We start from the raw sequence: 22,376 nt of genomic DNA on the forward strand, positions 1-22,376 counted from the left end.
CGAGTTTAGATTTAGGCCATTTTTGAATATTCAGTCGCGGATGTATTCCATGCAAAACCCACCTTTAATCGATGCCCGAGGCGTATGCCTTACCTACCAAATGGGCGAGAAGACGGTTGCTGTGTTGCGAGATGTGTCGCTGCAAGTGGAGCAGGGCAGTACGGTGGCCATTGCCGGCCCCTCAGGTTCCGGTAAAACGTCTTTGCTGTTGCTGCTATCAGGGCTAGAGCAATCCGAGGCAGGAGTCATCCTACTTAATGGCCTGAGTTTGACTGAGCTTGGTCGCAATCAGCTTGCCGATTTGCGCCGGGATCACATCGGTATCGTGTTTCAAAGTTTTCACCTGCTGCCAAGTCTAACTGCGCTCGACAACGTTGCCTTGCCGCTGCAAATGGCCGGTACGACTCAGGCGCGAGAAACAGCATTGGATATGCTGGCACGTGTGGGGCTAGCTGACCGTGCGCATCACCTTCCGAGTCAATTATCTGGCGGGGAGCAGCAGCGTGTGGCGATCGCGCGAGCACTGGTACATCGGCCGCAGCTACTGCTTGCGGATGAACCGACTGGCAACCTTGATGACCACACCGCACAGGCAGTGCGCGAGCTGTTGTTTCGGTTAAACCGTGAGCTTGGAACCACGCTGGTGTTGGTTACCCATGACATGGATTTCGCCAAGCAGTGTGATCGGGTGCTGCGCCTGCATGACGGTCAGCTACAGGAATATCAGCATGATATTTCTGCTTGACCTAGCTTGGCGGGATTTGAAATCCAGTGGTCGCAGCCTCTGGATATTTGTGGCGAGCTTGGTGCTTGGGGTATCGCTAGTGGCTGCTGGTGGAGGCCTGTATCAGCAAATCACTGATGCGTTACGCGCAGATGTGAAGCTGCTCTTCGGTGGTGATGTTGAGATCCAAGCCCAGCAGCCTTTACCAGATGACATTCTGAATTGGGTGCGAGCACGGGGCGACGTGTCGCAAGTGGTCGAATTACGAACCATGCTCATGACTGATCAGGGCCGTTCACAATTGGTTGAGCTCTTTAGTGTCGATGATGCTTATCCGCTTTACGGGAAACTCACGCTTGAGCCGATCGGCGAACCCCAAAATCTATTGGGTCTGGACGATGGTCAATGGGGTGTTGCCGTTGATGGCACATTGGCAAGACGCCTAGGACTTTCCGTCGGTGACAACGTGTCGGTTGGGGTGTTGAGCATGCAGGTGCGTGCCATCGTGGTGCGCCAGCCAGACAGAAGTCTGCGAGCCGACTGGGGTGCCGCGCCGGTGTTGATTACCGAGGATGCCTTAATGGCAACGGGCTTGATCCAGCCTTTTAGTCGGGTGGAGTATCTGTATCGGGTCAGGTTGCCTGGGGTTGATGCGGTAGCGTCTCAATTTCGGGATGAGCTAGTGCGCGCATTTCCCACCATGCAGGCTGAAGTGCGCAGTTTTGATGAACGCAGTGATCGCATGACTGAAATACTTGGTCAAATTGGATCGGGTCTACTGCTCGTTGGATTCTCTGCCTTGTTTATTGGTGGGTTAGGGGTATTCAATAGCATCAAAGCCCATCTCGATGGCAAGTTGGCGAGCTTGGCCACCTTACGTGCGCTTGGATTGCGAGACTGGCGGGTAGCCTGGTTCGTGCTGCTGCAGGTATTGATCCTGGCGGCACTGTCAAGCGCTTTGGGAGTAATCATTGGCGTGACGCTTGCCCTGTTTGGAGCTGCGGTCGTAGCTGACCAGCTACCAGTCAACGTTTTAATAGCTAGTCTTTGGCAGCCCGCTTTGGTTGCTTGGTTATTTGGGGTGCTTACTGCATTTACCTTTGCAATGCCGGCTGTGGGGCGGGCTTTGTCGGTGTCGCCCGCGGTGTTGTTTAGAGGCTTGCAAGGACAGGTGCTTCACGCGTCAGGGCGCGTGAAGCAACTAACGGCGTTGGTGGCGATTGTGACGGTTGGGCTATTGATGTTGACTTTGCCAGATGCCAGGTTCGGATTTGCATTCGTTGTAGCGGTTACGGTTTTATTGGTGATGCTCGGAGCAATTACTCTGATCATCCGAGCGCTGGCGACACGAATGCAGCGCTCAGTGTCCTTGCCCTTGTCGTTGCAAATGGCTTTGGCGAGTTTGCAACAGTCTCAATCACCCATGCGGGTGGCATTGGTGTCACTGGGTTCAGCGCTTACCCTGCTAGTAGCTTGCACGCTGGTGGTGATGACTCTTTTGCGCACTGTGAATGAAACGGTGCCTGATCAGGCGCCGGCGATGGTGTTTTATGACATTCAAACTGATCAGGTCGAACTGTTAAACCAAACGCTACAAGAAGCCTCTGGTCTGGCCCAGGTTCGAACTGCTCCGTTTGTGCTCGGACGCTTGGTCGGTGTTAACGGTTCTGCTTTGACTGAAAGTCAAGACATTGAGCGTCTACGGGAGTCGCGCGACGAACATAAACTTAGCGACAGTCGGGGTAATTTTGATGATGTGGTGGTCAAGCGTGGCGCCTGGTGGCCAGATGACTACAACGGCCCACCCATTGTGGCGATGGAGGATCGCGAGGCTGACCAATTGGGCTTGTCAGTTGGCGACAAACTCACCTTTGAAATCCTCGGACAGACATTTGATGCAGCGTTGGTGGCAATTTATACCCAACGCCGGGTGCAGGCCAGGCTTTGGCTTGAGGCGATATTTAGCGATGGTGCGCTAGACCCCTTTGTGACCCGTTATGTTGGGGCAGCCTGGTTACCTGCTGACCAGGCAGTGGCTATGCAAGACCGCCTAGCAACGGTGGCTCCTAATATTGCGACCGCTCGCACGGAGTTGATCTTGCGCGAGAGTCGTGTGTTGCTCGGCCGCGCCAGCATGGGCTTGGCAGTGATTGCCTTGGTTTGTTTGGCAGCAAGTCTTCTGGTGTTGGCCAGTGTGGTGGCAGCAAGCAGAACTCGCCAGATTTATGACGCCACTGTGATGCATGCGCTCGGTGCCAGACATGCGTTGCTGGTCAAAGTCTTGCTATGGGAGTACGCCCTGATCGCGTTGGTGACTACACTGGTAGCAGTCGGGTTCGGCAGTTTGCTAGCGACGCTATTGTTGCAGTGGCGCTTAGACTTGAGCGCATCTGGACTCTATTGGACAGGTGGCGTTACCGCAGTCGGTGTCAGCGTTGTGAGCCTTGGGTTTGGCGTGGTTTATCTCATGTCACAAATGCGGTTGCGCCCAGCCTTGTTGCTGCGCACTCAATAGTATTAATTGGTGCCTGCTGCATTCAGTATCGCTGCCTCAACCGACCCGGTTGACTGACAACGCGCCGCAAAATCGCTACCGGGCGCGTTTACCATTGCAAATCCTTTTGAGTTGAATCGATATTGCGACCCACCTACGATGGCACCTGTGGCTGGATTCGTTTGATAATTCACGGCGAGATCATAGTCAGTGTTTACAGAGACAGACGTCTGCGTGGAGGTTTTTGGGGAGAGTTTGACTTGAACGGTCACATTTAAATTCACCGGTGTTTGTGTCGTTAAGTAACTTAAAAACTCATTGTGGGTGTCATAACCACCACCTTGCGTTTGCAACATGCCGCAGGTGATTGAACTTGATGGGTCAAATGCGTCCACAAACAGGGTCATTTCTCCATTCGCTTTGTTTCGCCTTATGGTGCGGTATCGCCCCTGACTGTAGGCTGCTATGTTGTCCCAAGCCTGATTGAATGACACAGGTACGACGCGCTCGGTTGTCATCACGCTCATCGGTTGCCCAAGGATCGGGGTTGTCACCGGTTCTGGGGCGATGTAGCTAGTCGTGGTACACCCAGCTAGCAGCGCCAAACAGACGGGTAAGGACAGTAGCTTGTGCATGTTGATTTCCGCAAAAAGTCTTGTGATGTGACTATACGATGGAATTGGTGCTGCTTCAGGTATGCACAATCGCTAGATGAAAATAATTCAGTGTCATGTTGATCAACTCAAGAATAATGATGGTGACCAATAGCCTGAATGCCCAGATTTTGGCTAGGTGATGCATGGCAAGTTTGGCGCCAAGATAGGCCCCTACGATACTGCCCAAGCCCATGAGTAAACCAATGGTCCAGTCGATGTGACCATCCATGGCAAATAGCGCTACGGCCATGGCGGATGTCACTGCCAAAGCGAGGTTTTTATAAGCATTAGCTTGCACAAATGTCAGGCGCAAGCCCAGCACCAGCACTAAAAGTAGATAGGTCGCACCGTCAATGACAATGAATCCAAGCCAAATGCCTACAAACAAGAGCATGGCAAATTCTTGCCAGCGGTAACGGGGCACTTGATCAAGGTCTTGCATGATGGCTTTTTTAAGGCCGGCAAACAGCAGAATCAATGCAATCAACACGGCGATGGCAATGATGAGCTTTAACTGACCGGCTGCAATGTGAGAAGCGATGTAGGCACCTAGAAGCGTGCCTAGGCACGTGGGTATAAGCACCCGGATCGCTTTGTCGAGCTCAATCACACCCGCTCGGATAAAGGTGATGACGGCGATCAAGGCACCGAGTACGACGGGGATGCGATTAGTGGCATTGGCCGCCACGGGGCTTAAGCCCATGAACATAAGCATGGGTAGTGTCACGGCCGATCCGCTTGACGCTAACGTATTTAAAAATCCGCAGACGGCGCCAGCGAGCACGGCGATGACGAGTTCAGTCATGAGCGCGCGTCTTTTCTGGCCGAGAGGTACACGACGCCTTGTGGTCCGTAGCGTTCCCAGTGCGGTTGCTCAGGCGCCAGGTGAAATACATCACCAGGCTCAAATCGTTTGGCTTGACTGCCAAGCCCAATCTCAATGAATCCTTCCAGAATTAAAGCCTTGGCTTCGAAAGGATGGCTGTGCACGTCGATACTGCCGTTAGCCTCACGTTCAACCAACACGGGTTCGTTAAACCCTTCAGATGCAACCATCTTATGAAATGAATCGGCATTCATCATGGTTCTCCTTCGGTAGCATTTCAGATGCTAATCGGCAGACCTTCAACGTAAAGTGTAATGCGCAAATGTGACCCCATCGCTGTTTTTTGGCTGTCGCTAGCGCTAAGCCGGTATCTCACCTCCTGAGACACCAATTCAACCATGATGTGGTTTGCACTTCAGGAGAACTGCCATGTCCCATAAGACCACGCGTAAATTCGTGCTGTTTTCATCTTTTTCGCTCGCGATGGCGATAGTCGTATGCAATGCACCGATTCAGGCGCAGACGTTTGTTTTTAACAATGGTTCAAACACGACAATTTCTTCCCCTTCGGGTGTAACTACGATTAACCGCATCGGCAACGGTTACACCGTCATCAGCCCCAAGGGCGTCACCACAGTCAATCAGTTTGGCAACGGTAACTACAACATTGTGGGCCCCGACGGTGTGACGTCTGTTTTTTCAAATGGGTCTGGCAGCTACACCGTGATCGGTGATGCTCACGTCGTACCGATCGTGCCAAACGGTGCAGCGGCCGGCGGCGGGTTTACGGCCATCGATGGTCAAGGGTTCACGAGTGAGATTGTGCCCATGGGCGACGGCGGGCTGTTGCTGATTGGCGACTAATCCATTTCACTATATCCTAAGCACGTATTAGCCAAAGATATGCAATGCATTATTTGACGACAGGTAAGTCCGATGGATCGCACCGAGCGTTTCTATAAAATCCAGACCCTTTTGCGGCAACGGCGTTCAGTCACCATGCGGCAGCTATGCGAAGCGCTAGAAGTTTCTCGCGCAACCGTTTGCCGAGATCTTGACTATCTGAGGGATCGTCTAGGGGTTCCGGTTAATTGGGATAGTGCTAGTCGGTCCTATCGATTGGAGGGGTTTGAGGGTCAGGTTGATGGCCACGAACTGCCGGGCGTTTGGTTCAGTGAAAGGGAAATCCATGCGTTGTTAACCATCATCGAGCTGATGTCGCAACTTGAGCCAGAGGGATTGTTGTCGCCACGAATTGCGCCGTTTCGTGAGCGGTTAGAGCAACTTCTGGAGCAAGGTACAGGCAGTGCTGTAGAAGCCTTAAATCGTATTCGGATTATCCCGATGGGTCAAAGGCAGGTCTCAAGTGATCATTTCCAGTTAATTGCCCATGGGCTGCTCAAGCGACGCCGCTTGCACATTGCCTACTATGGCAGGCAGTCTGATGTAATTGTGTCCAGAGACATCTCACCACAGCGTTTGGTGTATTACCGTGATAACTGGTACCTCGATGCCTACTGTCACTTGCGCGAGGGTTTGCGCAGCTTTTCGATCGACGCTATTCGATTGGCAAACTTGCTTCAAGAACAATGTGTTGATTTGAATGAAGCTGAGGTCAGTAACTTCTTTGAAAGCAGCTACGGCATCTTCAATGGACCTAGCCGTCAGGTTGCTAGGCTGAAGTTCAGCCCGTTTCGTGCGCGTTGGGTGGCGCGAGAACGCTGGCATCCTGAGCAAGTTAGCACTGTGATGCCGGACGGAAGCTACGTCTTAGATGTGCCCTATGGTCAGGACTGGGAATTGATCCAGGATATTCTGAAGCAAGGTGCCGATGTGGAGGTGCTAGCACCGGACGGCCTGCGTGGCAAGGTGGCTGACGCCATCAGGTCGATGGCATCGCTGTATGACGGTGTTTCCTGACCCAAAGCATAAAACTGCGCACTATTTTGTTGAAATGCTTGCGATTTTCAGTAAACTTGAATATAAATAGGAATCGATATCAATTGCATTAAGGTGCGAGTATGGTTTTTGCTGCAATTCGAGCTGATAAAGACCTCAAGTCTGAGAAACATAATACCAACCTGCCAGTTTTACCCTTGAGCAGATCGGCTCTCGTGCTAGCCGCGGTGGGGGTGCTCCTCGTCATGGCTCTGGCGTTTACAGCATTTGTCACGGTGGCCGCCTGATCTGAACGCTGCAACAACCCACTAACGACCCCTCAACCCGCCCCGAAATATCCAAAGGACATTGAATGAAAGGCAACAGCAAGATCATCAAGACACTGAATGAACTGCTAGCTGGGGAGTTGACTGCAATCGACCAGTACCTGATTCATGGCGAGATGTACGCCGACATGGGCCTGACCAAACTGGCAGAAAAAACCCTGCATGAATCTGAGCATGAGAAAGAGCACGCACGTGCCATGATCCAGCGCATATTGTTTTTAGAGGGAAAGCCCGATTTGTCCAAGCGTGAGGATTTGAATATCGGTAAAGACGTGCCCGCGATGCTGAAGTCAGATTTGGATGTCGAGTATCGGGTTGCCAAGAATCTGAAAGCGGCGATCGCCGAATGCGAGAAGGCGGGAGATTTTGTGACGCGCGAGGCCTTGGTGACTCAGCTTGATGACACCGAAATGGATCACGCCTACTTCCTGGAAAAGCAACTTCGCCAGATTGAGCTCATGGGCCTGCAAAACTATCTCCAAAGCCAGCTGTGATTGGGTAGCCGAGATGAAAGCCGACCGCAAGATCATTACCGCACTGAACACTGTCTTAAAAAGCCAGTTGACCGGCATCAACCAGTACTTCCTGCACGCCCGCATGTTTGCCAACTGGGGATTTGAGGGTTTGAACAAGTCCCACTACAAGACCTCGATCAGGCTCATGAAGGAATCAGATAAGCTGATTGAGCGCATCCTGTTTCTTGAGGGGCTGCCGAATCTTCAGAGCCTAGGCAAGCTGCAGATTGGCGAGAATGTGCACGAAGCATTGAAGGGCGATCTGAATTATGAGCTTACTTCACAGCACAAAGCGATTGAAGCGGCAATACAGATCACGGGTGAATTGCAGTATTTTGCCAGTGAGCAAATGCTGCGTGATTTGATGCAGTCCTGTGAAGACAATATTGACCAACTTGAGACACGCTTGTCATTGATTGACACCATGGGGCTGGCAAACTACCTCCAGACCCAGATCGAGGGTGATGACTGAAAGGTAAGGCCATGTACGTATGCAACTGCGCCGGTATAACTGAACGCGACATTCATGATGCGGTGGATCGTGGTGCGAGGTCGGTCAAAGATCTGCGTCGCGAGTTGAACGTCGCCGCCGATTGCTGTCAGTGCGCTTGCGACGTCAAGCGTTGTCTGCGCGAGCGTAAAGCGCTGATTGAACAGGTTGATCTAAGCAACTTGAGTCACCTCGGCAAATTCAGCGACTTGGGCTTGCCCGCATAATGGCGGTTTAGCCATCATCTATTGGGTTGTTTATTCCTTGGGTGTTTGACCTGCCGCGCGGGCGTTGGCTTCAAACCCACCCTTGGCCTTCCACTCTTCGAAGCCGCCTTGCAAGATGCGTACATTCTCGTGGCCGGCAACGCGCAGCGCAAATCCTGCTTGGGCTGATAGACTGCCGGTATTGCAGTAGATCAGTACCATTTTGTCGGTGGGGATGTTGTCTCGTTCATTTAGGACTTGACGCCACTCGATGTTGACCGCACCGGGGATATGTTCCTTGGCAAATTGATTCGCATCGCGAGCATCGATCACCATGATGTTCTCATACTCCGCTTTTGGGATTTGCTCAGCAAAAATAACCCCACCACCATACTCAATGAAGTCCATGTAGCCAGCCATCTCATCAACGGCTGCCGGATTCTGGGCATAGGCCGTGAAACTTGCTGCAAACAACAGCGCAGTTGCCAGCGGGATGGTTCGAAAAGATTTACCCAAAGCTAGTTTGAACTGCATTATTCATGTCTCCGGTTCTTGAGGCTTTTTCTACGATTCAGTCCGATTGTAAAGCTTCGCCGAATTCAAGGACGCCAAGGTCGAGGCTGCTCATCGTCGATCACGGAGAGTCATTCTGTTTAGCTTGCCGCTTCGTCTAACCTTGCAATCAAATGGACAGTCATGCGCTAAAAAATTAAGTATTCTAGGCACTCCCTTCAAATTTGTTCAATTGAAGGCGGTCTTCATTTGGCAGGCAGTGGCAGCGAGTGACCTGAATCTAAGCCTTTGGAGTCAGGTGCAGCCGTGAAGCCGATGTAACAATTGACTATTTGTGGTGAAAGCAAAAGTTTCTGACGCCGACAGATACAATTTATTTATGATGTTTGCGCCTACCCGTTTAAAACCCACTATGTTGCTTCGTGCCCCGTTGTGCGGGCTAGCTTTGCTCGCAGGTAATGTGTTTGCGTCCGAGGCTGGGCTAGGCGCTTCTTCGGACAAGGGATTCACGGGTTTGTCCTTGTACACCGCAACTGGTTATCAGCACACCACTATTAAAGGCGAGAACTTGCGTGTGCAAGGCACCAACATAACCTTACCTTCTCGCACGGAGAAGACGAATGGTTCGTTCTGGCTAGTGGGACTTGATTACACCCATGTGTTTGCCAACCGAATGTCACTAGGCGCGCAGTTCGATTACTACCCAAAGAGTGGTCAATACGCGCTGTCCATTAGCCCGGGTTACCAGTTTAATGAGACGGTGTTGGGCTACTTACGTTTTGGATGGGCCAATGTGCCCACTACGGTTGAACAAGGCGTTGGACAGCCAAGCTATAAAACCTGGCTTAACGCCTACTTTGCGGGTATCGGTGCCAAAGTCAACATCACCCGTGGTTTGTTTGCTTATGCCGAGTTACGCTACTCTGAAGTTGACAGGCTTAACTTCACGAGCACGGCTGATGTCACGGTTGCGCCTGGTGTGGTGAGATCAGTGCCAATTGAGGGTTCGGCTGACACCAGTGCTATTAATGCTTTTATTGGTCTGGGCTACCGGTTTTAAAGTCTGCTCTCTGATGCCAACTATCTGCGGTCAACTCTAGGATATTGCGATGCCAGCGTCATATGTATTCAAACCGGGCAATGCGCCACTGATAATCTCTATTCCCCACATGGGTGTCGAAGTCCCGCCAGATCTCTTTGCCAAGATGACTCCGGTGGGTCGTCAATTAGCGGACACGGATTGGCACCTCGATATGTTGTATGACTTCGCAAATGGGATGGGTGCGAGTTTTCTGATGGCACGATACTCCCGTTTCGTGGTTGATCTGAATCGCCCACCGAACGACGAAACGCTCTATCCAGGTCAAACCAAGACCGGGCTATTCCCCCAACTAACGTTTCGCGGTGAGCCTATTTATCTCGACTCAACTGAACCGGATGAACATGAACGTAACGACCGGTTAGTCAGATATTGGCACCCTTACCATGACAAACTGGCTGATGAAATTAACCGGCTGAGATCTGAGCATGGGCAGGTTCTGGTGTGGGAGGCACATTCGATTGCCAGTGTGCTGCCACGTTTATTTGAGGGCAAACTGCCAGACCTGAACATAGGCACCCATGCTGGAAAGAGCGCCCATGCGACTGTGCTAGAAGCCATTGAAACAAGCTTGACATCATGTGACTACACATTTGCGCTTAACGGTCGCTTCAAGGGTGGCTATAACACCCGTTACTTTGGCGATCCTGAGAACGGGGTGCACACAGTCCAACTTGAAATGTGTCAGTCGACCTATATGAATGAAGACGCGCCATTTGACTACCGATCCGATCTAGCCGACCGAGTCAAACCAGTCGTTCAAGGCATGGTTCAGTCCGCGCTAGATGCAGTCCTTAAGCTTGTCCGTTAATTTGTCAAAGAGGTGACGGGTCTGACCCCACTTAAGAGCCAGGCCAATAGATCCTGCACTGGTCGGATCTCCGAGCCAAATGGCAATTTTCCCTTGCCCCGAAAGAACAGACCCCTCTGCACATCACCATCTAGGGCGTGGCCAAGTTGTTGGTCTATGCAGAACTGACCCATGTCTGATTTGCCATCACGCAAGCCGCAGTGAGCCAAGCAATCAAACGCCATATTGCAGCGTTCTTTAGCGTGAGCACGTTGTTTTAGGATGGGTTCAATACGGACATATTTTTCTAGCCACGGCGTTTTAACCGCGCGCGCGGGCAGCCCCGCGACGCTGATAAACTCAACAATGTCCTCTGGCTTGGCTCGAGCTAACACCTGCTTGAAATTGTCGTTGGCATCGCATTCTTGCGTGACTGCAAAGGCGGTGCCCAACTGCACGGCACTAGCCCCCAGTGACTGTAGGCGTTTGATGTCGGTGAGGCTGCTGATGCCACCGGCTGCAATCAACGGGATCTGACCTTCTATGCCTAGCTCGCGGAATGCTTCGACGATTTGTGGAATCGCGATGTCGAATTCAAATCGCTCGGAGTCCAGATCGCTGATCTTGGCAGCACCTAAGTGACCACCAGCCAAGCGGGGATGTTCGAGCACGATGGCACTCGGCAGACGGTTCTTCTTCATCCATTTCTTGATGACGAGTTGTACGCCGCGGGCATCTGACAGGATCGGAATCAGTGCGGCTTTGGGGAAGTCTTGCGCCAGATCGGGAAGGTCTAGCGGCAGACCAGCGCCCACCACCACCGCATCGGCGCCACTTTGCAGTGCCTGGGTGACATAGATGTCATAGGCGCTCAGTGCTTTCATCACGTTCACAGCAATTAAGCCATTGCCTTGCGAGATGGAACGGGCCTTTTTGATTTCCCGATCGAGTGCTACCAGATTAGCTTGGTCAATCAGTTCACGCGCATTGGACTCTTTTTCCAGATGACGGGTTTGCTCCCAGAGGTCAGCGTGCAATCGACGCAAATCAACGGAAGAGATGGTGCCCATGGCACCAAATCTGGCTGTGGTGCCAGCCAAGCGACTTGCCGAGACACCGACACCCATGCCGCCTTGTACGATGGGCAAGAGGGTTTTGTTGTTTAGGGTGAGCAGTTCTAAACCGCTACGTTGCGCGAGTGACTGCAGGCTATCGACGAGGTTGAAGTTGAGCTTCAGAAGATTGGTGAGATTTGTTGCGTGACCAGACAAGCTGGCAGAAATCGATGACATGGTGTGTACGCTACCTTGATTGCGATGAACTGATTAAACCCTTGTTTACGATGCTTGCGGGGGTTTGCGATTGAGGTATATCAAGTGTGCTTCAAACAAACTTTCAACAAACCTGAGCCTCATATCCAACATCGATTCACGCCTAGCCTATCCAGGCTGGTTGTCCCGTCTGGGCTTGCCATACCAGCTGAGCAATCGAATTCCCCAGACCATAAAGATTGCAGTCCAACCGATGCTTGCCGCAGACAATAGCCGTAACGACCAGATGCTCATGGTCATGTCGGCACTGATGCGCAAAACGACGATGGCTTGCAACAGTAAAAACAAAGTCCACATCAAGCCATCAGCCTTCAGGGCTCGTCCACTGTGGCCACATGACACTCTGGTGATCATGGCCATGGTGAGCGACCCGACAAACCCCATGGTGGTCGCATGCAAGGCGCCAAGTGACCAGTCGGGTGTGCCTGTGGTCCAGGACCAGAAGTGACCAACCGAAACCAGCAAGAAACTTAGCCCCAGCCAGACAAAGCCGATGTGCAGCATCACCAGCAAGCGGTTTGAGACTGCCTTGATCAAGCCCCAGATAATCGCTAGCCAAATCACGATCAGCCCACTGACCAACAACCAAAAGTTGACCGACACGTCCACGACGGCTGACTCGACGCCCCCGACTTGCATCCAGGTGGGGACCAAGTTTGCTGCCAAGGCAGTTACGAGCAGATATAGCACCCAGTGGGGGCGCCAGACTGTGACCATGGGCATGGCACTCGCGGTAAAGAAGGGGATCATGCGATGCGCAACAGACACAAACGTCACGGCAATAAACCCCCAAAACCCGGTTAGCAAAGCCGCTCTGGCCAGCCCATACTGATCGAGTGCGAATGCAACCATCAGCGCTGCCAGACTCACTGTCCCAACATGGCCTGCGGTCAACACCGCACGACCGTGGGTTTGATCCTTGGCGGTACTCTTGCGAACCAATCGACCAAAATCGCGGTAAGCCCAGGCAAGTCCGAACCACGCAATGGTGCCACCGGTGATCATGACACTCAGAGAAAACAAGCTGCCAGTGACCCACAGCAACCAACCAACCAATTGCAAGCCAACTGGCCAAACGATATCGTGCGCAGTTGGTTCTTTAACACCCAGCCAGCGGGGCCCGGCGGTGTTTAGAAACCCGATGAAGAACAGCGGCAGGAATCCAAACGTCATCATGGTGCCGTGTGCCAGCGTCGGTGATGCCGCCAGGGGCCAAGTAGCAATCCAACCCAGACGAGCTGCGAGGGTAATCGCCCACCAGATGCTAGTTGCCATCAACACCACCATGGCGGCGGCAAAGGCTAGTCGATGTGACGCGCGCAACAGATGAGACCAACGCCAGCGGTGGTCAGTTGTGACGCCATTTGTTGAGAGCGGCGTGGTGGGGATTGAACTCATGAACCTGAACCAGAGGGATAGACGCGTGAAGCAATAAAACCTGACTTTGCGCCAGATCAAAAGATTGCGGTATCCCTCGGTTGAGCACAGGCTAACCGCAAACGAACGATGCTGTTGTTATTCGGTATCGTTCTAAAGAACTATTGGGGTCACTCGCGCTAAAGGTTTGATGTGTAGTTTGAATTTTTTGGTGGCAGCCCCTGAGGCCGATGGGCTTGCAGCGCACACAGGATGCCTGTATTGCTCGAATCAATCGCTACTGTCACCGGCTATCGACATCGGGATCGACATGTCGATTGGCCTCTAGTGCCGTCAGCACTCCTTCGGCTTTTTCCCAAGGTAAGCGCCTACCTGTGGATCGCATTTTTTGCAAGGCTGCGCGCGCAACGGTGATGGTGATTCGTTTTTCCCGAACCATCTGCTCGATTAACCAAATAGTTCCCTTCACAACAACCTGTTCGGCCTCGCCGGCCTGGCGTAAAGCTGCGTCCCCTGTGAGCAGTGGGCACTGTTTGTTCTGGGCCAAGGCCAGCGCGAACAGGTCATTGCGGCTTGGCCTGCGGTAACGTTGGCTCAGCGCCTGAGCTTGACTCAGAGCCTGCGCAGACAGACTCATGATTTGAAGACCTACTTCTAAGAGGTGAGCATGCCTTTGTTGCAGTTCTTCCACATACAAAATGTCGGGAACTGCAAATTGGTAACCCAAACTGAACATTGGTACTACAAGATCACCTTCTTCTACGTCTATCAAAATATTGGCATCACTGATCAACAGCAGCAACTGCACACCCCACGTTCACCTGCATTTCCCGAACACTACGAAACTGAACGAGAGACATACCCATTAACTCGGCTGCTTTGGATTCACCGATGTACTGCTCGGCAAGCGCGTGAAATACCATTTGTTCAAAAACGTGTGCTTTCTCGCTCGGATAGTCGGCCCCAGGCTCTTTGATGTCCCAACCATTGGCACGAAACAATTTGACTTGCTCTTCCCGGTACGCCGGGGAGATGATGTCAAGCTCCAATGCCCGCCACAAAATGCTCATCATCGACAGACCAAACTCTTCTTTGAGTAGAGCCAGCTCTTTGACCTCTAGCGCATTTCGGTGTTCGCCCATTTCGCGCAGGAGCGAATCGCGCGGTAATAAAAATGAACCTGCGAAGCGATTGCAGGCTTTCTCTTCATCCAGTCCAGTCGCAAGCCGACCTTGAAGGATCAAATGGCCGAGTTCATGCGCCAATGTAAAACGCTGACGGTCACCCGGCCAGTTGCGGCTAACAACGGCAATTGGCATGCCGTTGACTTGAGCCGCGAGTCCATCGAATTTCTTGTCGGCATCGGTATCGATCATGAAAACACGGATGCCGTTGGTTTCCAAAACATCGATCAAATCCGCAATAGGATTCAAACCGAGTTGCCACGCCTGACGTACAGTGACCGCCACATCTTCGATCGAGTCGAGGTGTTTGATTTTCTGGGGCAGTCTATCGATGCCACCGAAAGCTTTGATGGGCGATTGGGGGAAGAGGTTTTCTAGTTCAAGTCGCCGCTCTATCTGATCAATCACCTCATGGGTAATCGCTTGCAATCGCTTCTTTGGCAGTGAGCTGTGCTTGCGATACTCGATGGCTTCTAGTGTCAGAAACTCAGGCCGAAAGAAATACTCGGCGCGAACCTTCAACGCCTGTGATAGGCGTATCAGGATACCGGACGAAGGCATGGCAATGCCGTCTTCGTACTTTTTGATGGCGGCATGTGAAACGCCCACCAAGGCACCCAAATCCCGTAGCGACAAGCCCGCGGACTTACGTGCCCGATGCAAACGAGTGCCAAACATGACGAGAGATCTCCTGGATGCAATTAGCTAGGATCGTGTGGATGAGACAGCTTGTTTTTGTGGCAGCTTTTTCATGCTTCGTATAGAGCAGCTTTTTTGATTTGTTTACAAAAATACTAATTTTTTATTTAATTGTAAACCAATTTTTCTCTGGCTTATCGTAGTTGTGAGGCTCATTTCAGCCATCGCAGTGATTAAGACCTTCTGCTGCTTTTCCATGCCTAACTGTAAGGATCGATCGGATTGAAGCGGCGTCACGTGCGCTCGATGATGCTTGTGACTTCTTAGATCCTCTCAAGACATGCCTTGCAGGGCAGCGATGCTGTTGTTATTCGGTATCGTTCTAAAGAACTATTGGTGTCATTTGTCCCGTAAAAACCTTGGGAGATCACGCCGTTGCTGTTTATGATGTAGGTCAATTGTTTGGTTACAGCATGCGTTGGCTTAATTCTCTTTCCGCTCGACTACTTGCGCTTGGCGCTGCTTTATTGCTGTTGGCCTTGATGTCCATCGGAGTGACCCTATGGATCACGCATCAACTAGACGGTGGTGCGGCGGCGGTCAACGAAGCAGGGCGTCTACGCATGCAGGCCTGGCGCTTGACGAGTTTGTGGCAAGCGCAAACACCGCCGGCTGAGATTGAGCGGCGTATCGAGCAGTTTGACCGCAGCATGACGTTGCTGCGAGATGGTGATCGTACCCGGCCACTGTTTGTGCCGTGGGATGAGGCGCTTCAGAAGCAGTTTGGCGAGTTGACCGTTGCCTGGCACGAGCTTGACCGGGTTTGGCGTGCTGACTCGCAAGCGAACTTGTCCGAGGTCACTGCGCTGGTTGAATCATTTGTAACCGAGATCGACGGCTTAGTCACCACCATTGAAACAAAGCTCGCGCACTACACGGCACTCTTAAACCTATTTCAATTTTTCATGATGGCGTTGGCCGTGGCCGCTGCCCTTATAACCATGTATGTTGGTTATCTGTTCGTGATTCAGCCTTTGCGCAGGCTCACGCTTGCAATGCAGCGGGTTGATGAGGGGGACTTCTCTGCTCGGGTAGATGTCGGTGGGCCGCGCGAATTTGAAGAGCTCGCCAACGGGTTTAATCACATGACTCAGACCTTGCAACAACTCTACGGTCATCTGGAGCGCAAGGTTCAAGACAAAACCCGTGACCTTGAGGGCAAGCAGGTTCGCCTGCAGGCGCTTTACGACATGGCCACTTTCTTGGTGGAACCAAATACCGTGGAAGAACTCGCGCGTGGTTTCGCACAAAAGGTTCGTCAATTAAGCGGGGCGGCAGCGGCTGCGGTGCGCTGGAGCGACGAAGCCAATGCGCGCTACATGATGCTGGCAAGCGACGCGTTGCCAGAGGAGTTGATCAATGAAGAGCGATGTCTGGAGCCCGGTGTCTGCGCCTGTGGCCAGCCCCAAGAAACTGCCCGCTCGCGTGTGATCCCTATCATTGCAGAGGATGACAGGCTTTTGGGCAATTGCGCCAAAGCTGGCTACAAGTCGCTTATTAGCGTGCCGATTCGTCTAAACCGGCAGGTGATGGGTGAGGTGGATTTGTTTTTCCATGAAGCGCCCGAATTCTCTGACGAAGACCAGGCTTTGTACGACGCTTTGGCAGGGCACTTGGCCAGTGCAGTCGAAAGCCTGCGCGCCAGTGCATTGCTCAGGGAAGCAGCAGTGAGCGAAGAGCGCGCGATGTTAGCGCGTGAGTTACACGACTCTATTGCGCAGTCACTTGCCTTCCTAAAGATTCAAGTCAGCCTGTTGCGTCAGGCCATGGGTAACTGTGAGTCAGCGCAGGTGATGCAGATCATTGAAGAAATCGACACCGGGGTCAAAGAAAGCACCAACGACGTGCGTGAGCTTCTGGTGCATTTCCGCACCCGCACCAACAGTGAAGATATCGAGCAGGCCGTAGAGATCACATTAAGCAAATTCGAGCACCAAAGTGGTATTCATACTCGACTAAATGTCACTGGCCATGGCGTGCCGCTGCATTCAGACACGCAACTGCAGCTTCTGCACGTAATTCAGGAAGCACTATCGAACGTGCGCAAGCACGCCAAAGCAACGGAGGTCACCGTTGACATCAAGAAAGGTACGCCCTGGCGATTTGCTGTGCGCGATAATGGGGTTGGCTTTACCCAACGCGAAGCCCAGAACACCGATACCCATGTGGGTCTGCAAATCATGCGTGAACGCGCTGAACGCATTGGCGCAAAAATCGATATTCAGTCTGAACCAAACGTGGGCAGTACGGTGCTAATAGAGCTTGAGCAATGAGAGACACGACCACCATGGATACAGAGATCGCTTATCCGATTCGCCTTTTGATTGTAGATGACCATGCCTTGTTTCGGCGTGGCCTGATCGCATTGCTGTCACAAGACCGACGGTTTTCTATTGTGGGTGAGGCCGAGAATGCCGAGGCTGCGCTTGACGCCGCAGACAAACTGCAGCCCGATGCCATCTTGTTGGATAACCATATGCCAGGGTTAACGGGCATTGCTGCCATTGGCAGCCTTAAAAAAATCGCACCCAAGTGCCAGGTGCTGATGTTAACTGTCAGTGAAAGTCCTGATGACCTAGCTGCGGCCATCAGGGCCGGTGCTGCAGGTTACTTGCTTAAGACCATTAACACCGAGGATTTGGCCGATTCGGTAGAAAAAATTGTTTCAGGCGACACCATCATCAGTCCCGAGATGATGACCAAGCTCGTGGGGCTGTTGCGCAATATGCCACAAGATGATGGGCTACAAGCACCAGCCCCCGACACAGTTCAACTGGCAACTGATGTGCAGCCTGCTGAAATGGTGGTTCAGGCTAACGACCCGATCCATGATTTGTCACCACGCGAAACCGAAATCCTGCGCTTGATCGCATGTGGCAATAGCAACAAGCACATCGCGCGCGAGCTCGATATTGCCGAGACCACGGTCAAGATTCACGTGCAGCATATTCTGCGTAAGCTCAACATCAGCAACCGCGTGCATGCGGCGGTCTATGCCACCACGCGAGGGCTATAGTTTTTAATTCGTTGGTCCCGGGCTATAGTCCCCGTGCAACCCACCCAAAATAAAACCCCAGTCAGCGAGAGTTGGCTGAAATTTTTTAGATTTCACCCCTTGATTAGGCCAACTGTAGACGCACTGCCTTTACGCCCGAGAGGGTTTTCGAGGATTTCGCGGCCTGCCTTGCTTGCCAGAGGTCGTAGGCTGTCTGTTGGTCTAGCCAGACTTCAGCGGCGCCACCGTTATCTCGACCAAGCCAGCGTTCTATACGCAAGGCCATCCCAGGGCTAATGGCTGCACGACCGTTCAGTACCTTGGACAAGGTAGTGCGGTCAACATCCAACTGGGTTGCGGCTTTACTCACCGTAAGTCCGAGGGCAGGAAGAATGTCATCCCGCAATGTTAGTCCGGGGTGAGGGGGGTTAAACATGGTATTCATCCGCATCTCAATGATAGTCCTGATAATCGACAAGCACGGCATCACCGTTATCAAATGTGAAGGTCAGACGCCAATTGCCATTGACACTGACCGACCAATGTCCAGCTAGCGAGCCTTTTAATAAATGCCAATCCCATCCTGGACGATTCATGTCTTCGGCTTTCCTGGCAGCATTTAGAGCAGATAATTGACGAGCTAGCCTGGGAGCATGCACTGCTTGTATACCTGCTTTAGATCCGGTTTTAAAGAACCGTTCGATGCCTTTGTGCTTGAAACTTTTAATCATGGCTAATTGTAGCCTGTAGCGCTACGCGCATCAAGTTTTGTTCTTTTTTGTTCTTTTTGTTTTTTGTCGTTTCGTGCAACATTTCTCGAGGTGAAACGGTGGTCAATTCGCCTCACTTTTGATCCTTAAAGGCTGGAATCATGGCGAATGGCGTAGCCATGGGCAGGTCGCAGGGAACGCCGTAAGGCGGGTAATGTGCAGCTGCGTATGAACAGCCCTGCGGTGTGCCACTGTCTGCGCTTCTGGCTAATGTGCTGTTCAATGAAGTGGATCAGGACCTACAAAATTATGGGCATCGATTCGCACGCTATGCCGATGATTGTTAATCCCGTTAGTCCTTAGCCCGATTGCCGGCGGGCCTTCATCTGCTGGCCAAGCGACTCAAGCGCGCTCGCCTCGAGCATGCGAGCAGCCAAAGGTAACAATTGCTCGTCCTCTAGAGCGGTGTGTGCTTCATAGGCTTTTGTAAAGCTCTCAATGAGCGGTCGCATTGCCGCCAAATCAGGCAACTGATGTGAACGCACCTTCAATAGATATGTCCTGACTGTTTGCCACGCAGTCCCCAAGCTGGCGTGTTCCTGTCGCAGGCGACTTATAAGGGCTTGAACGTCATTTTTTTCAGCGGCCCCTAGTGTGCTCGTTTGCAGCGCTTTCACTAGTCTGGGAAACAAATCCTCTTCCTCGTCAGCATGGTGGTGTACTGCCGCCTCATCAAAATATCGCATCACACGGTGTGCGGCAGCTGCCGCTTCATCATCGGCACCTTTGTCCTGCAAGTGCGGCATAAGCGCCTTAAGCGTGGCGCACTGCTTGCGCACACGCCCGTGGCAGGCAGACAACATACCCACCGGATCATCGGTGCTCGCAGTGATTGCGTCAAATCCCACAAATGAGGTGGCCATGTAGAAAGAGTCCTCGCCTGATGGCTGGTTTGTTTGGCGATAGTGCCATTGTGGCAATTGCGGCTAGCTGTGCCAATGATCCTTTGGAACTAGGTGAATCAGTAGGGTAGCCATTGGATCAGTCACCAGGTAGTAGTTCCATTTCCTGCACCACGTCGTGCCAAGGAAGGATGGGCAGGGTTAGCAAATACCCGCAAAGTTCATGTGTGAATTTTTGAGATGGATCCATGTCGGCTTTGCGGTGTTTGCTAGCCGACACAACCGCGCGCTGCGCAATCAATAAGAGGCACACCATGAACATCATGCTGGCGTATGACCACTCGCGAAACTCCCGTATCGCGCTAGAAGCGGTCAAGCAGCTCTTTGACCTGCAAAAGCCCGACATCACCCTGATCTCGGTCATTGAAGAGCCTGGCAGCGCCACGGGCGCAGCCGACGAGCTCTTCGAAGCCCAATTTGCCGAACAAAAAGCGGGCACCGAACAGGCCGCGGCTGAACTGACAGCAGCAGGCTTTGCCACCAAAGTGCTGTTTGCCGAAGGCGACGCGCGCAAGATGATTCTGCGGGCTACTGAAGAACGCAAGCCCGACATGCTGGTCATGGCACGTCATTCATTCAAGCCCGATGGCAACTTCATCACCCGCCGTATCGACGCATTGGTTGAAGAGTTTGATCACATGACATTTGGCTCAGTCAGTGCGTTCTTGGCGCGCCGGGTGATGTGTCCGTTGCTGATTGTTCCCACCCACGAGCGTCGCGAGTAGCCAGCAAGATCTTCGTTGGTGGATTAATCCGAAATCCGCTTGACCACATGATGGTTTGTTTTCATTTTTATCTTTAAGAGAGGCTCGCGATGCAAGTCAGTGATGTCTTCAAGTTTAAAAGCCCAGAAATCAAGGCTCTGCACCTGACCTGGATTGCTTTCTTTATCTGTTTTTACGTCTGGTTCAACATGGCGCCATTGGCGTCATCGATGCTTAAAAGTGCCGATTGGCTAACGCGCGACGATATTCGTCTGTTTGCGATTGCCAACGTGGCACTCACTATTCCGGCGCGCATTATCGTGGGCATGGCGTTAGACCGATTTGGCCCAAGGCGAGTGTTCTCTGTACTGATGGTGTTGATGGCGCTGCCCACGCTCGTGTTTGCGTTTGGCGACACGCGTGAACAGCTTTTTATATCTCGGCTGGTGTTGAGCTCAGTGGGTGCCAGCTTTGTGGTTGGTATCCACATGACTGCCTTGTGGTTTAAGCCCCGTGATATTGGGTTTGCTGAGGGCTTTTACGCAGGCTGGGGCAACTTTGGTTCGGCAGCTGCCGCGATGACCTTGCCGACGATTGCACTGACCATGTTTGGCGGTGACGATGGCTGGCGTTGGGCGATTGCTACTTCTGGCGTATTTATGGGTCTTTATGGCATTTTTTACTGGTTCGCCATTACCGATGGGCCAACCGCAGATACCCACAAGAAACCTCGCAAGGCTGCAGCACTTGAAGTGTCTTCTTATGGCGACTTGGTGCTGCTACTGCTCTTTACGATCCCGCTAGTTGGTATTCTTGGCATCTTGGTTTGGCGCGTACAAAACACCGGCTTTATTGACCCATTAACCGCCACCATTTGCTACTTCGCCATCGGGGTGGTCATCGTTTATCAACTGGTTCAGGCCCTGCGGGTAAACCTGCCGCTCCTAAAGAAAGGCGTGCCTAAGGATGATCGCTATCCCTTTAAGTCAGTGGCTGCCCTAAACACCACTTATTTCGCCAACTTCGGTGCTGAACTCGCGGTGGTCTCGATGCTGCCGATGTTCTTTGAAGAGACCTGGGGCCTATCGGCGGCTGCCGCTGGCCTGATTGCGGCGTCATTTGCAGTCGTAAACCTCTTTGCCCGCCCCATGGGTGGGTTGGTGTCTGATCGGTTTGGTAATCGTCGCTTTGTGATGCTGGCTTACATGTTGGGCATTGCGATTGGATTTGCGTTGATGGGGCTTTTAAACAGCAAGTGGCCGCTGGTCATCGCAGTCGTCATCACCGTGGCTTGTTCATTTTTTGTGCAGGGTGCCGAAGGGGCGACCTTTGGGATCATCCCGTCGATCAAGCGTCGCCTGACTGGCCAGATATCTGGCATGGCCGGTGCCTACGGCAATGTCGGTGCGGTGTTCTATCTATTTGTCTTCATGTACGTCACACCCTCGCAGTTCTTTTTCATTATCGCCGGTGGTGCGTTTATCAGCTGGCTGGTATGTGCGGCCTGGTTAAAGGAACCCGAAGGCGGGTTTGGTGACGAGTACGTGATTTCCTCGGTTGATAGAGCCATTGCTGCCGAAGCGAAAGTCAAGCGAGATCTGCAGGCTTCGGCGACCGAGTTGCTCGTGGGCAGTGAGCGGGTGGAAGTGGCCGAGCGTGGTCAGGCAGTCACGCTGACCGCGCGTTTTAAGTCAATCGAGGAATTGAAGCGAGCACTCGAACAGCTTGGCAGCAAAGGATTGAAGGCCGGCTAAGGGTTCGTTGACAGTCAGGATAGTTCTAAAGGGTAGTTCTTTGGGACTACCCCTATACAGACCGGGCTAGCTCGTTATTTGCGCTGAGCTAGTCACTCGAAGGATATGGCAATGCGTTGGTT

25 protein-coding genes and 1 pseudogene are annotated in these 22,376 nt (G+C 52.4%); 14 read left to right on the forward strand and 12 right to left on the reverse strand.

Annotation, left to right across the window (positions count from 1 at the left end; all coding sequences use genetic code 11):
- Window positions 1-49: 49 nt before the first annotated feature.
- Both DHf2319_RS03290 and DHf2319_RS03295 read left to right on the forward strand, forming a co-directional pair.
- The gene (locus tag DHf2319_RS03290; protein ID WP_243479372.1) at window positions 50-745 is read left to right on the forward strand and encodes an ABC transporter ATP-binding protein; all 696 of its coding nucleotides are present in this window, start codon (window positions 50-52) and stop codon (window positions 743-745) included.
- Window positions 729-3,239: an ABC transporter permease gene (locus DHf2319_RS03295; protein ID WP_243479373.1), complete on the forward strand. Its 2,511-nt coding sequence runs from the start codon at window positions 729-731 to the stop codon at window positions 3,237-3,239. The genes DHf2319_RS03290 and DHf2319_RS03295 overlap by 17 nt, the downstream gene beginning before the upstream one ends.
- A 2-nt stretch (window positions 3,240-3,241) precedes the next feature.
- Here the strand turns inward: DHf2319_RS03295 and DHf2319_RS03300 are convergent, their stop codons facing one another.
- From DHf2319_RS03300 to DHf2319_RS03310, 3 genes are read right to left on the reverse strand one after another with little or no spacing between them, the layout of a single operon-like run.
- Complete coding sequence (locus tag DHf2319_RS03300; RefSeq protein WP_243479374.1) at window positions 3,242-3,853, reverse strand: hypothetical protein; 612 nt, start codon at window positions 3,851-3,853, stop codon at window positions 3,242-3,244.
- Window positions 3,854-3,908: 55 nt separating this feature from the next.
- Entirely contained in the window at window positions 3,909-4,679 is a 771-nt protein-coding gene (locus DHf2319_RS03305; protein ID WP_243479375.1) for a sulfite exporter TauE/SafE family protein, read from the reverse strand.
- Entirely contained in the window at window positions 4,676-4,957 is a 282-nt protein-coding gene (locus DHf2319_RS03310) for a cupin domain-containing protein (RefSeq protein ID WP_369810212.1), read from the reverse strand. Before DHf2319_RS03310 ends, DHf2319_RS03305 begins: the two co-directional genes overlap by 4 nt.
- Window positions 4,958-5,129: 172 nt before the next feature.
- Here DHf2319_RS03310 and DHf2319_RS03315 point away from each other — a divergent pair, with 172 nt between their 5' ends.
- From DHf2319_RS03315 to DHf2319_RS03335, 5 genes are all read left to right on the forward strand, one after another.
- Window positions 5,130-5,564 carry a hypothetical protein gene (locus DHf2319_RS03315; protein WP_243479376.1) on the forward strand — a complete coding sequence of 145 codons (435 nt, stop codon included), beginning with the start codon at window positions 5,130-5,132 and terminating at the stop codon, window positions 5,562-5,564.
- Between the two features lie 72 nt (window positions 5,565-5,636).
- A complete protein-coding gene (locus tag DHf2319_RS03320; protein ID WP_243479377.1) occupies window positions 5,637-6,620 on the forward strand; it encodes a helix-turn-helix transcriptional regulator in 984 nt (327 codons plus the stop codon).
- Between the two features lie 331 nt (window positions 6,621-6,951).
- Entirely contained in the window at window positions 6,952-7,419 is a 468-nt protein-coding gene (bfr, locus tag DHf2319_RS03325; RefSeq protein ID WP_243479378.1) for a bacterioferritin, read from the forward strand.
- A gap of 13 nt (window positions 7,420-7,432) precedes the next feature.
- A complete protein-coding gene (bfr, locus tag DHf2319_RS03330; RefSeq protein ID WP_243479379.1) occupies window positions 7,433-7,912 on the forward strand; it encodes a bacterioferritin in 480 nt (159 codons plus the stop codon).
- 11 nt (window positions 7,913-7,923) lie between these two features.
- Window positions 7,924-8,157: a (2Fe-2S)-binding protein gene (locus DHf2319_RS03335; RefSeq protein WP_243479380.1), complete on the forward strand. Its 234-nt coding sequence runs from the start codon at window positions 7,924-7,926 to the stop codon at window positions 8,155-8,157.
- 30 nt (window positions 8,158-8,187) lie between these two features.
- Here DHf2319_RS03335 and DHf2319_RS03340 read toward each other — a convergent pair whose 3' ends face one another.
- Window positions 8,188-8,670, reverse strand: coding sequence for a rhodanese-like domain-containing protein (locus DHf2319_RS03340; protein WP_243479381.1), 483 nt, complete (start codon window positions 8,668-8,670; stop codon window positions 8,188-8,190).
- 391 nt (window positions 8,671-9,061) lie between these two features.
- Here DHf2319_RS03340 and DHf2319_RS03345 point away from each other — a divergent pair, with 391 nt between their 5' ends.
- Both DHf2319_RS03345 and hutG read left to right on the forward strand, forming a co-directional pair.
- Entirely contained in the window at window positions 9,062-9,709 is a 648-nt protein-coding gene (locus DHf2319_RS03345; protein ID WP_243479382.1) for an outer membrane protein, read from the forward strand.
- Window positions 9,710-9,758: 49 nt separating this feature from the next.
- Window positions 9,759-10,559 carry an N-formylglutamate deformylase gene (gene hutG / locus DHf2319_RS03350; RefSeq protein WP_243479383.1) on the forward strand — a complete coding sequence of 267 codons (801 nt, stop codon included), beginning with the start codon at window positions 9,759-9,761 and terminating at the stop codon, window positions 10,557-10,559.
- Here the strand turns inward: hutG and DHf2319_RS03355 are convergent.
- The 4 genes from DHf2319_RS03355 to DHf2319_RS03370 form a co-directional block, all read right to left on the reverse strand.
- Window positions 10,556-11,830: an NAD(P)H-dependent flavin oxidoreductase gene (locus DHf2319_RS03355; RefSeq protein ID WP_243479384.1), complete on the reverse strand. Its 1,275-nt coding sequence runs from the start codon at window positions 11,828-11,830 to the stop codon at window positions 10,556-10,558. The genes hutG and DHf2319_RS03355 overlap by 4 nt on opposite strands.
- A gap of 147 nt (window positions 11,831-11,977) precedes the next feature.
- Window positions 11,978-13,267, reverse strand: coding sequence for an NnrS family protein (locus DHf2319_RS03360; protein ID WP_243479385.1), 1,290 nt, complete (start codon window positions 13,265-13,267; stop codon window positions 11,978-11,980).
- Window positions 13,268-13,529: 262 nt separating this feature from the next.
- Window positions 13,530-14,054, reverse strand: coding sequence for a PIN domain-containing protein (locus DHf2319_RS03365; RefSeq protein WP_243479386.1), 525 nt, complete (start codon window positions 14,052-14,054; stop codon window positions 13,530-13,532).
- Entirely contained in the window at window positions 14,029-15,108 is a 1,080-nt protein-coding gene (locus tag DHf2319_RS03370; RefSeq protein WP_243479387.1) for a helix-turn-helix domain-containing protein, read from the reverse strand. Before DHf2319_RS03370 ends, DHf2319_RS03365 begins: the two co-directional genes overlap by 26 nt.
- Before the next feature lie 434 nt (window positions 15,109-15,542).
- Here DHf2319_RS03370 and DHf2319_RS03375 point away from each other — a divergent pair, with 434 nt between their 5' ends.
- Both DHf2319_RS03375 and DHf2319_RS03380 read left to right on the forward strand, forming a co-directional pair.
- Window positions 15,543-17,402: a type IV pili methyl-accepting chemotaxis transducer N-terminal domain-containing protein gene (locus DHf2319_RS03375; protein WP_243479388.1), complete on the forward strand. Its 1,860-nt coding sequence runs from the start codon at window positions 15,543-15,545 to the stop codon at window positions 17,400-17,402.
- Window positions 17,399-18,145, forward strand: coding sequence for a response regulator (locus DHf2319_RS03380; RefSeq protein ID WP_243479389.1), 747 nt, complete (start codon window positions 17,399-17,401; stop codon window positions 18,143-18,145). The genes DHf2319_RS03375 and DHf2319_RS03380 overlap by 4 nt, the downstream gene beginning before the upstream one ends.
- A gap of 103 nt (window positions 18,146-18,248) precedes the next feature.
- On the opposite strand, the gene DHf2319_RS03385 is transcribed toward DHf2319_RS03380, so the two are convergent.
- From DHf2319_RS03385 to DHf2319_RS13145, 3 genes are all read right to left on the reverse strand, one after another.
- Complete coding sequence (locus tag DHf2319_RS03385; RefSeq protein ID WP_243479390.1) at window positions 18,249-18,569, reverse strand: HigA family addiction module antitoxin; 321 nt, start codon at window positions 18,567-18,569, stop codon at window positions 18,249-18,251.
- Between the two features lie 7 nt (window positions 18,570-18,576).
- Window positions 18,577-18,855 (reverse strand): type II toxin-antitoxin system RelE/ParE family toxin, encoded by a 279-nt coding sequence (locus DHf2319_RS03390; protein ID WP_243479391.1) that lies wholly within the window; start codon window positions 18,853-18,855, stop codon window positions 18,577-18,579.
- A 112-nt stretch (window positions 18,856-18,967) separates the two neighbouring features.
- A complete protein-coding gene (locus DHf2319_RS13145) occupies window positions 18,968-19,117 on the reverse strand; it encodes a hypothetical protein (RefSeq protein ID WP_369810213.1) in 150 nt (49 codons plus the stop codon).
- On the opposite strand from DHf2319_RS13145, the pseudogene DHf2319_RS13150 reads away from it, so the two are divergent.
- Window positions 19,071-19,175: pseudogene (locus DHf2319_RS13150) on the forward strand (reverse transcriptase domain-containing protein); the annotation flags it as partial. The gene DHf2319_RS13145 and the pseudogene DHf2319_RS13150 sit on opposite strands and share 47 nt — an antisense overlap.
- A gap of 18 nt (window positions 19,176-19,193) precedes the next feature.
- Here DHf2319_RS13150 and DHf2319_RS03400 read toward each other — a convergent pair.
- Window positions 19,194-19,757: a hemerythrin domain-containing protein gene (locus tag DHf2319_RS03400; RefSeq protein WP_243479392.1), complete on the reverse strand. Its 564-nt coding sequence runs from the start codon at window positions 19,755-19,757 to the stop codon at window positions 19,194-19,196.
- Between the two features lie 293 nt (window positions 19,758-20,050).
- On the opposite strand from DHf2319_RS03400, the gene DHf2319_RS03405 reads away from it, so the two are divergent.
- Both DHf2319_RS03405 and DHf2319_RS03410 read left to right on the forward strand, forming a co-directional pair.
- A complete protein-coding gene (locus DHf2319_RS03405) occupies window positions 20,051-20,521 on the forward strand; it encodes a universal stress protein (RefSeq protein WP_243479393.1) in 471 nt (156 codons plus the stop codon).
- A gap of 89 nt (window positions 20,522-20,610) precedes the next feature.
- Window positions 20,611-22,254 carry an MFS transporter gene (locus DHf2319_RS03410; protein WP_243479394.1) on the forward strand — a complete coding sequence of 548 codons (1,644 nt, stop codon included), beginning with the start codon at window positions 20,611-20,613 and terminating at the stop codon, window positions 22,252-22,254.
- Window positions 22,255-22,376 lie beyond the last annotated feature (122 nt).

It is taken from the genome of Orrella daihaiensis (genome assembly GCF_022811525.1).
GTDB lineage: Bacteria > Pseudomonadota > Gammaproteobacteria > Burkholderiales > Burkholderiaceae_B > Algicoccus > Algicoccus daihaiensis.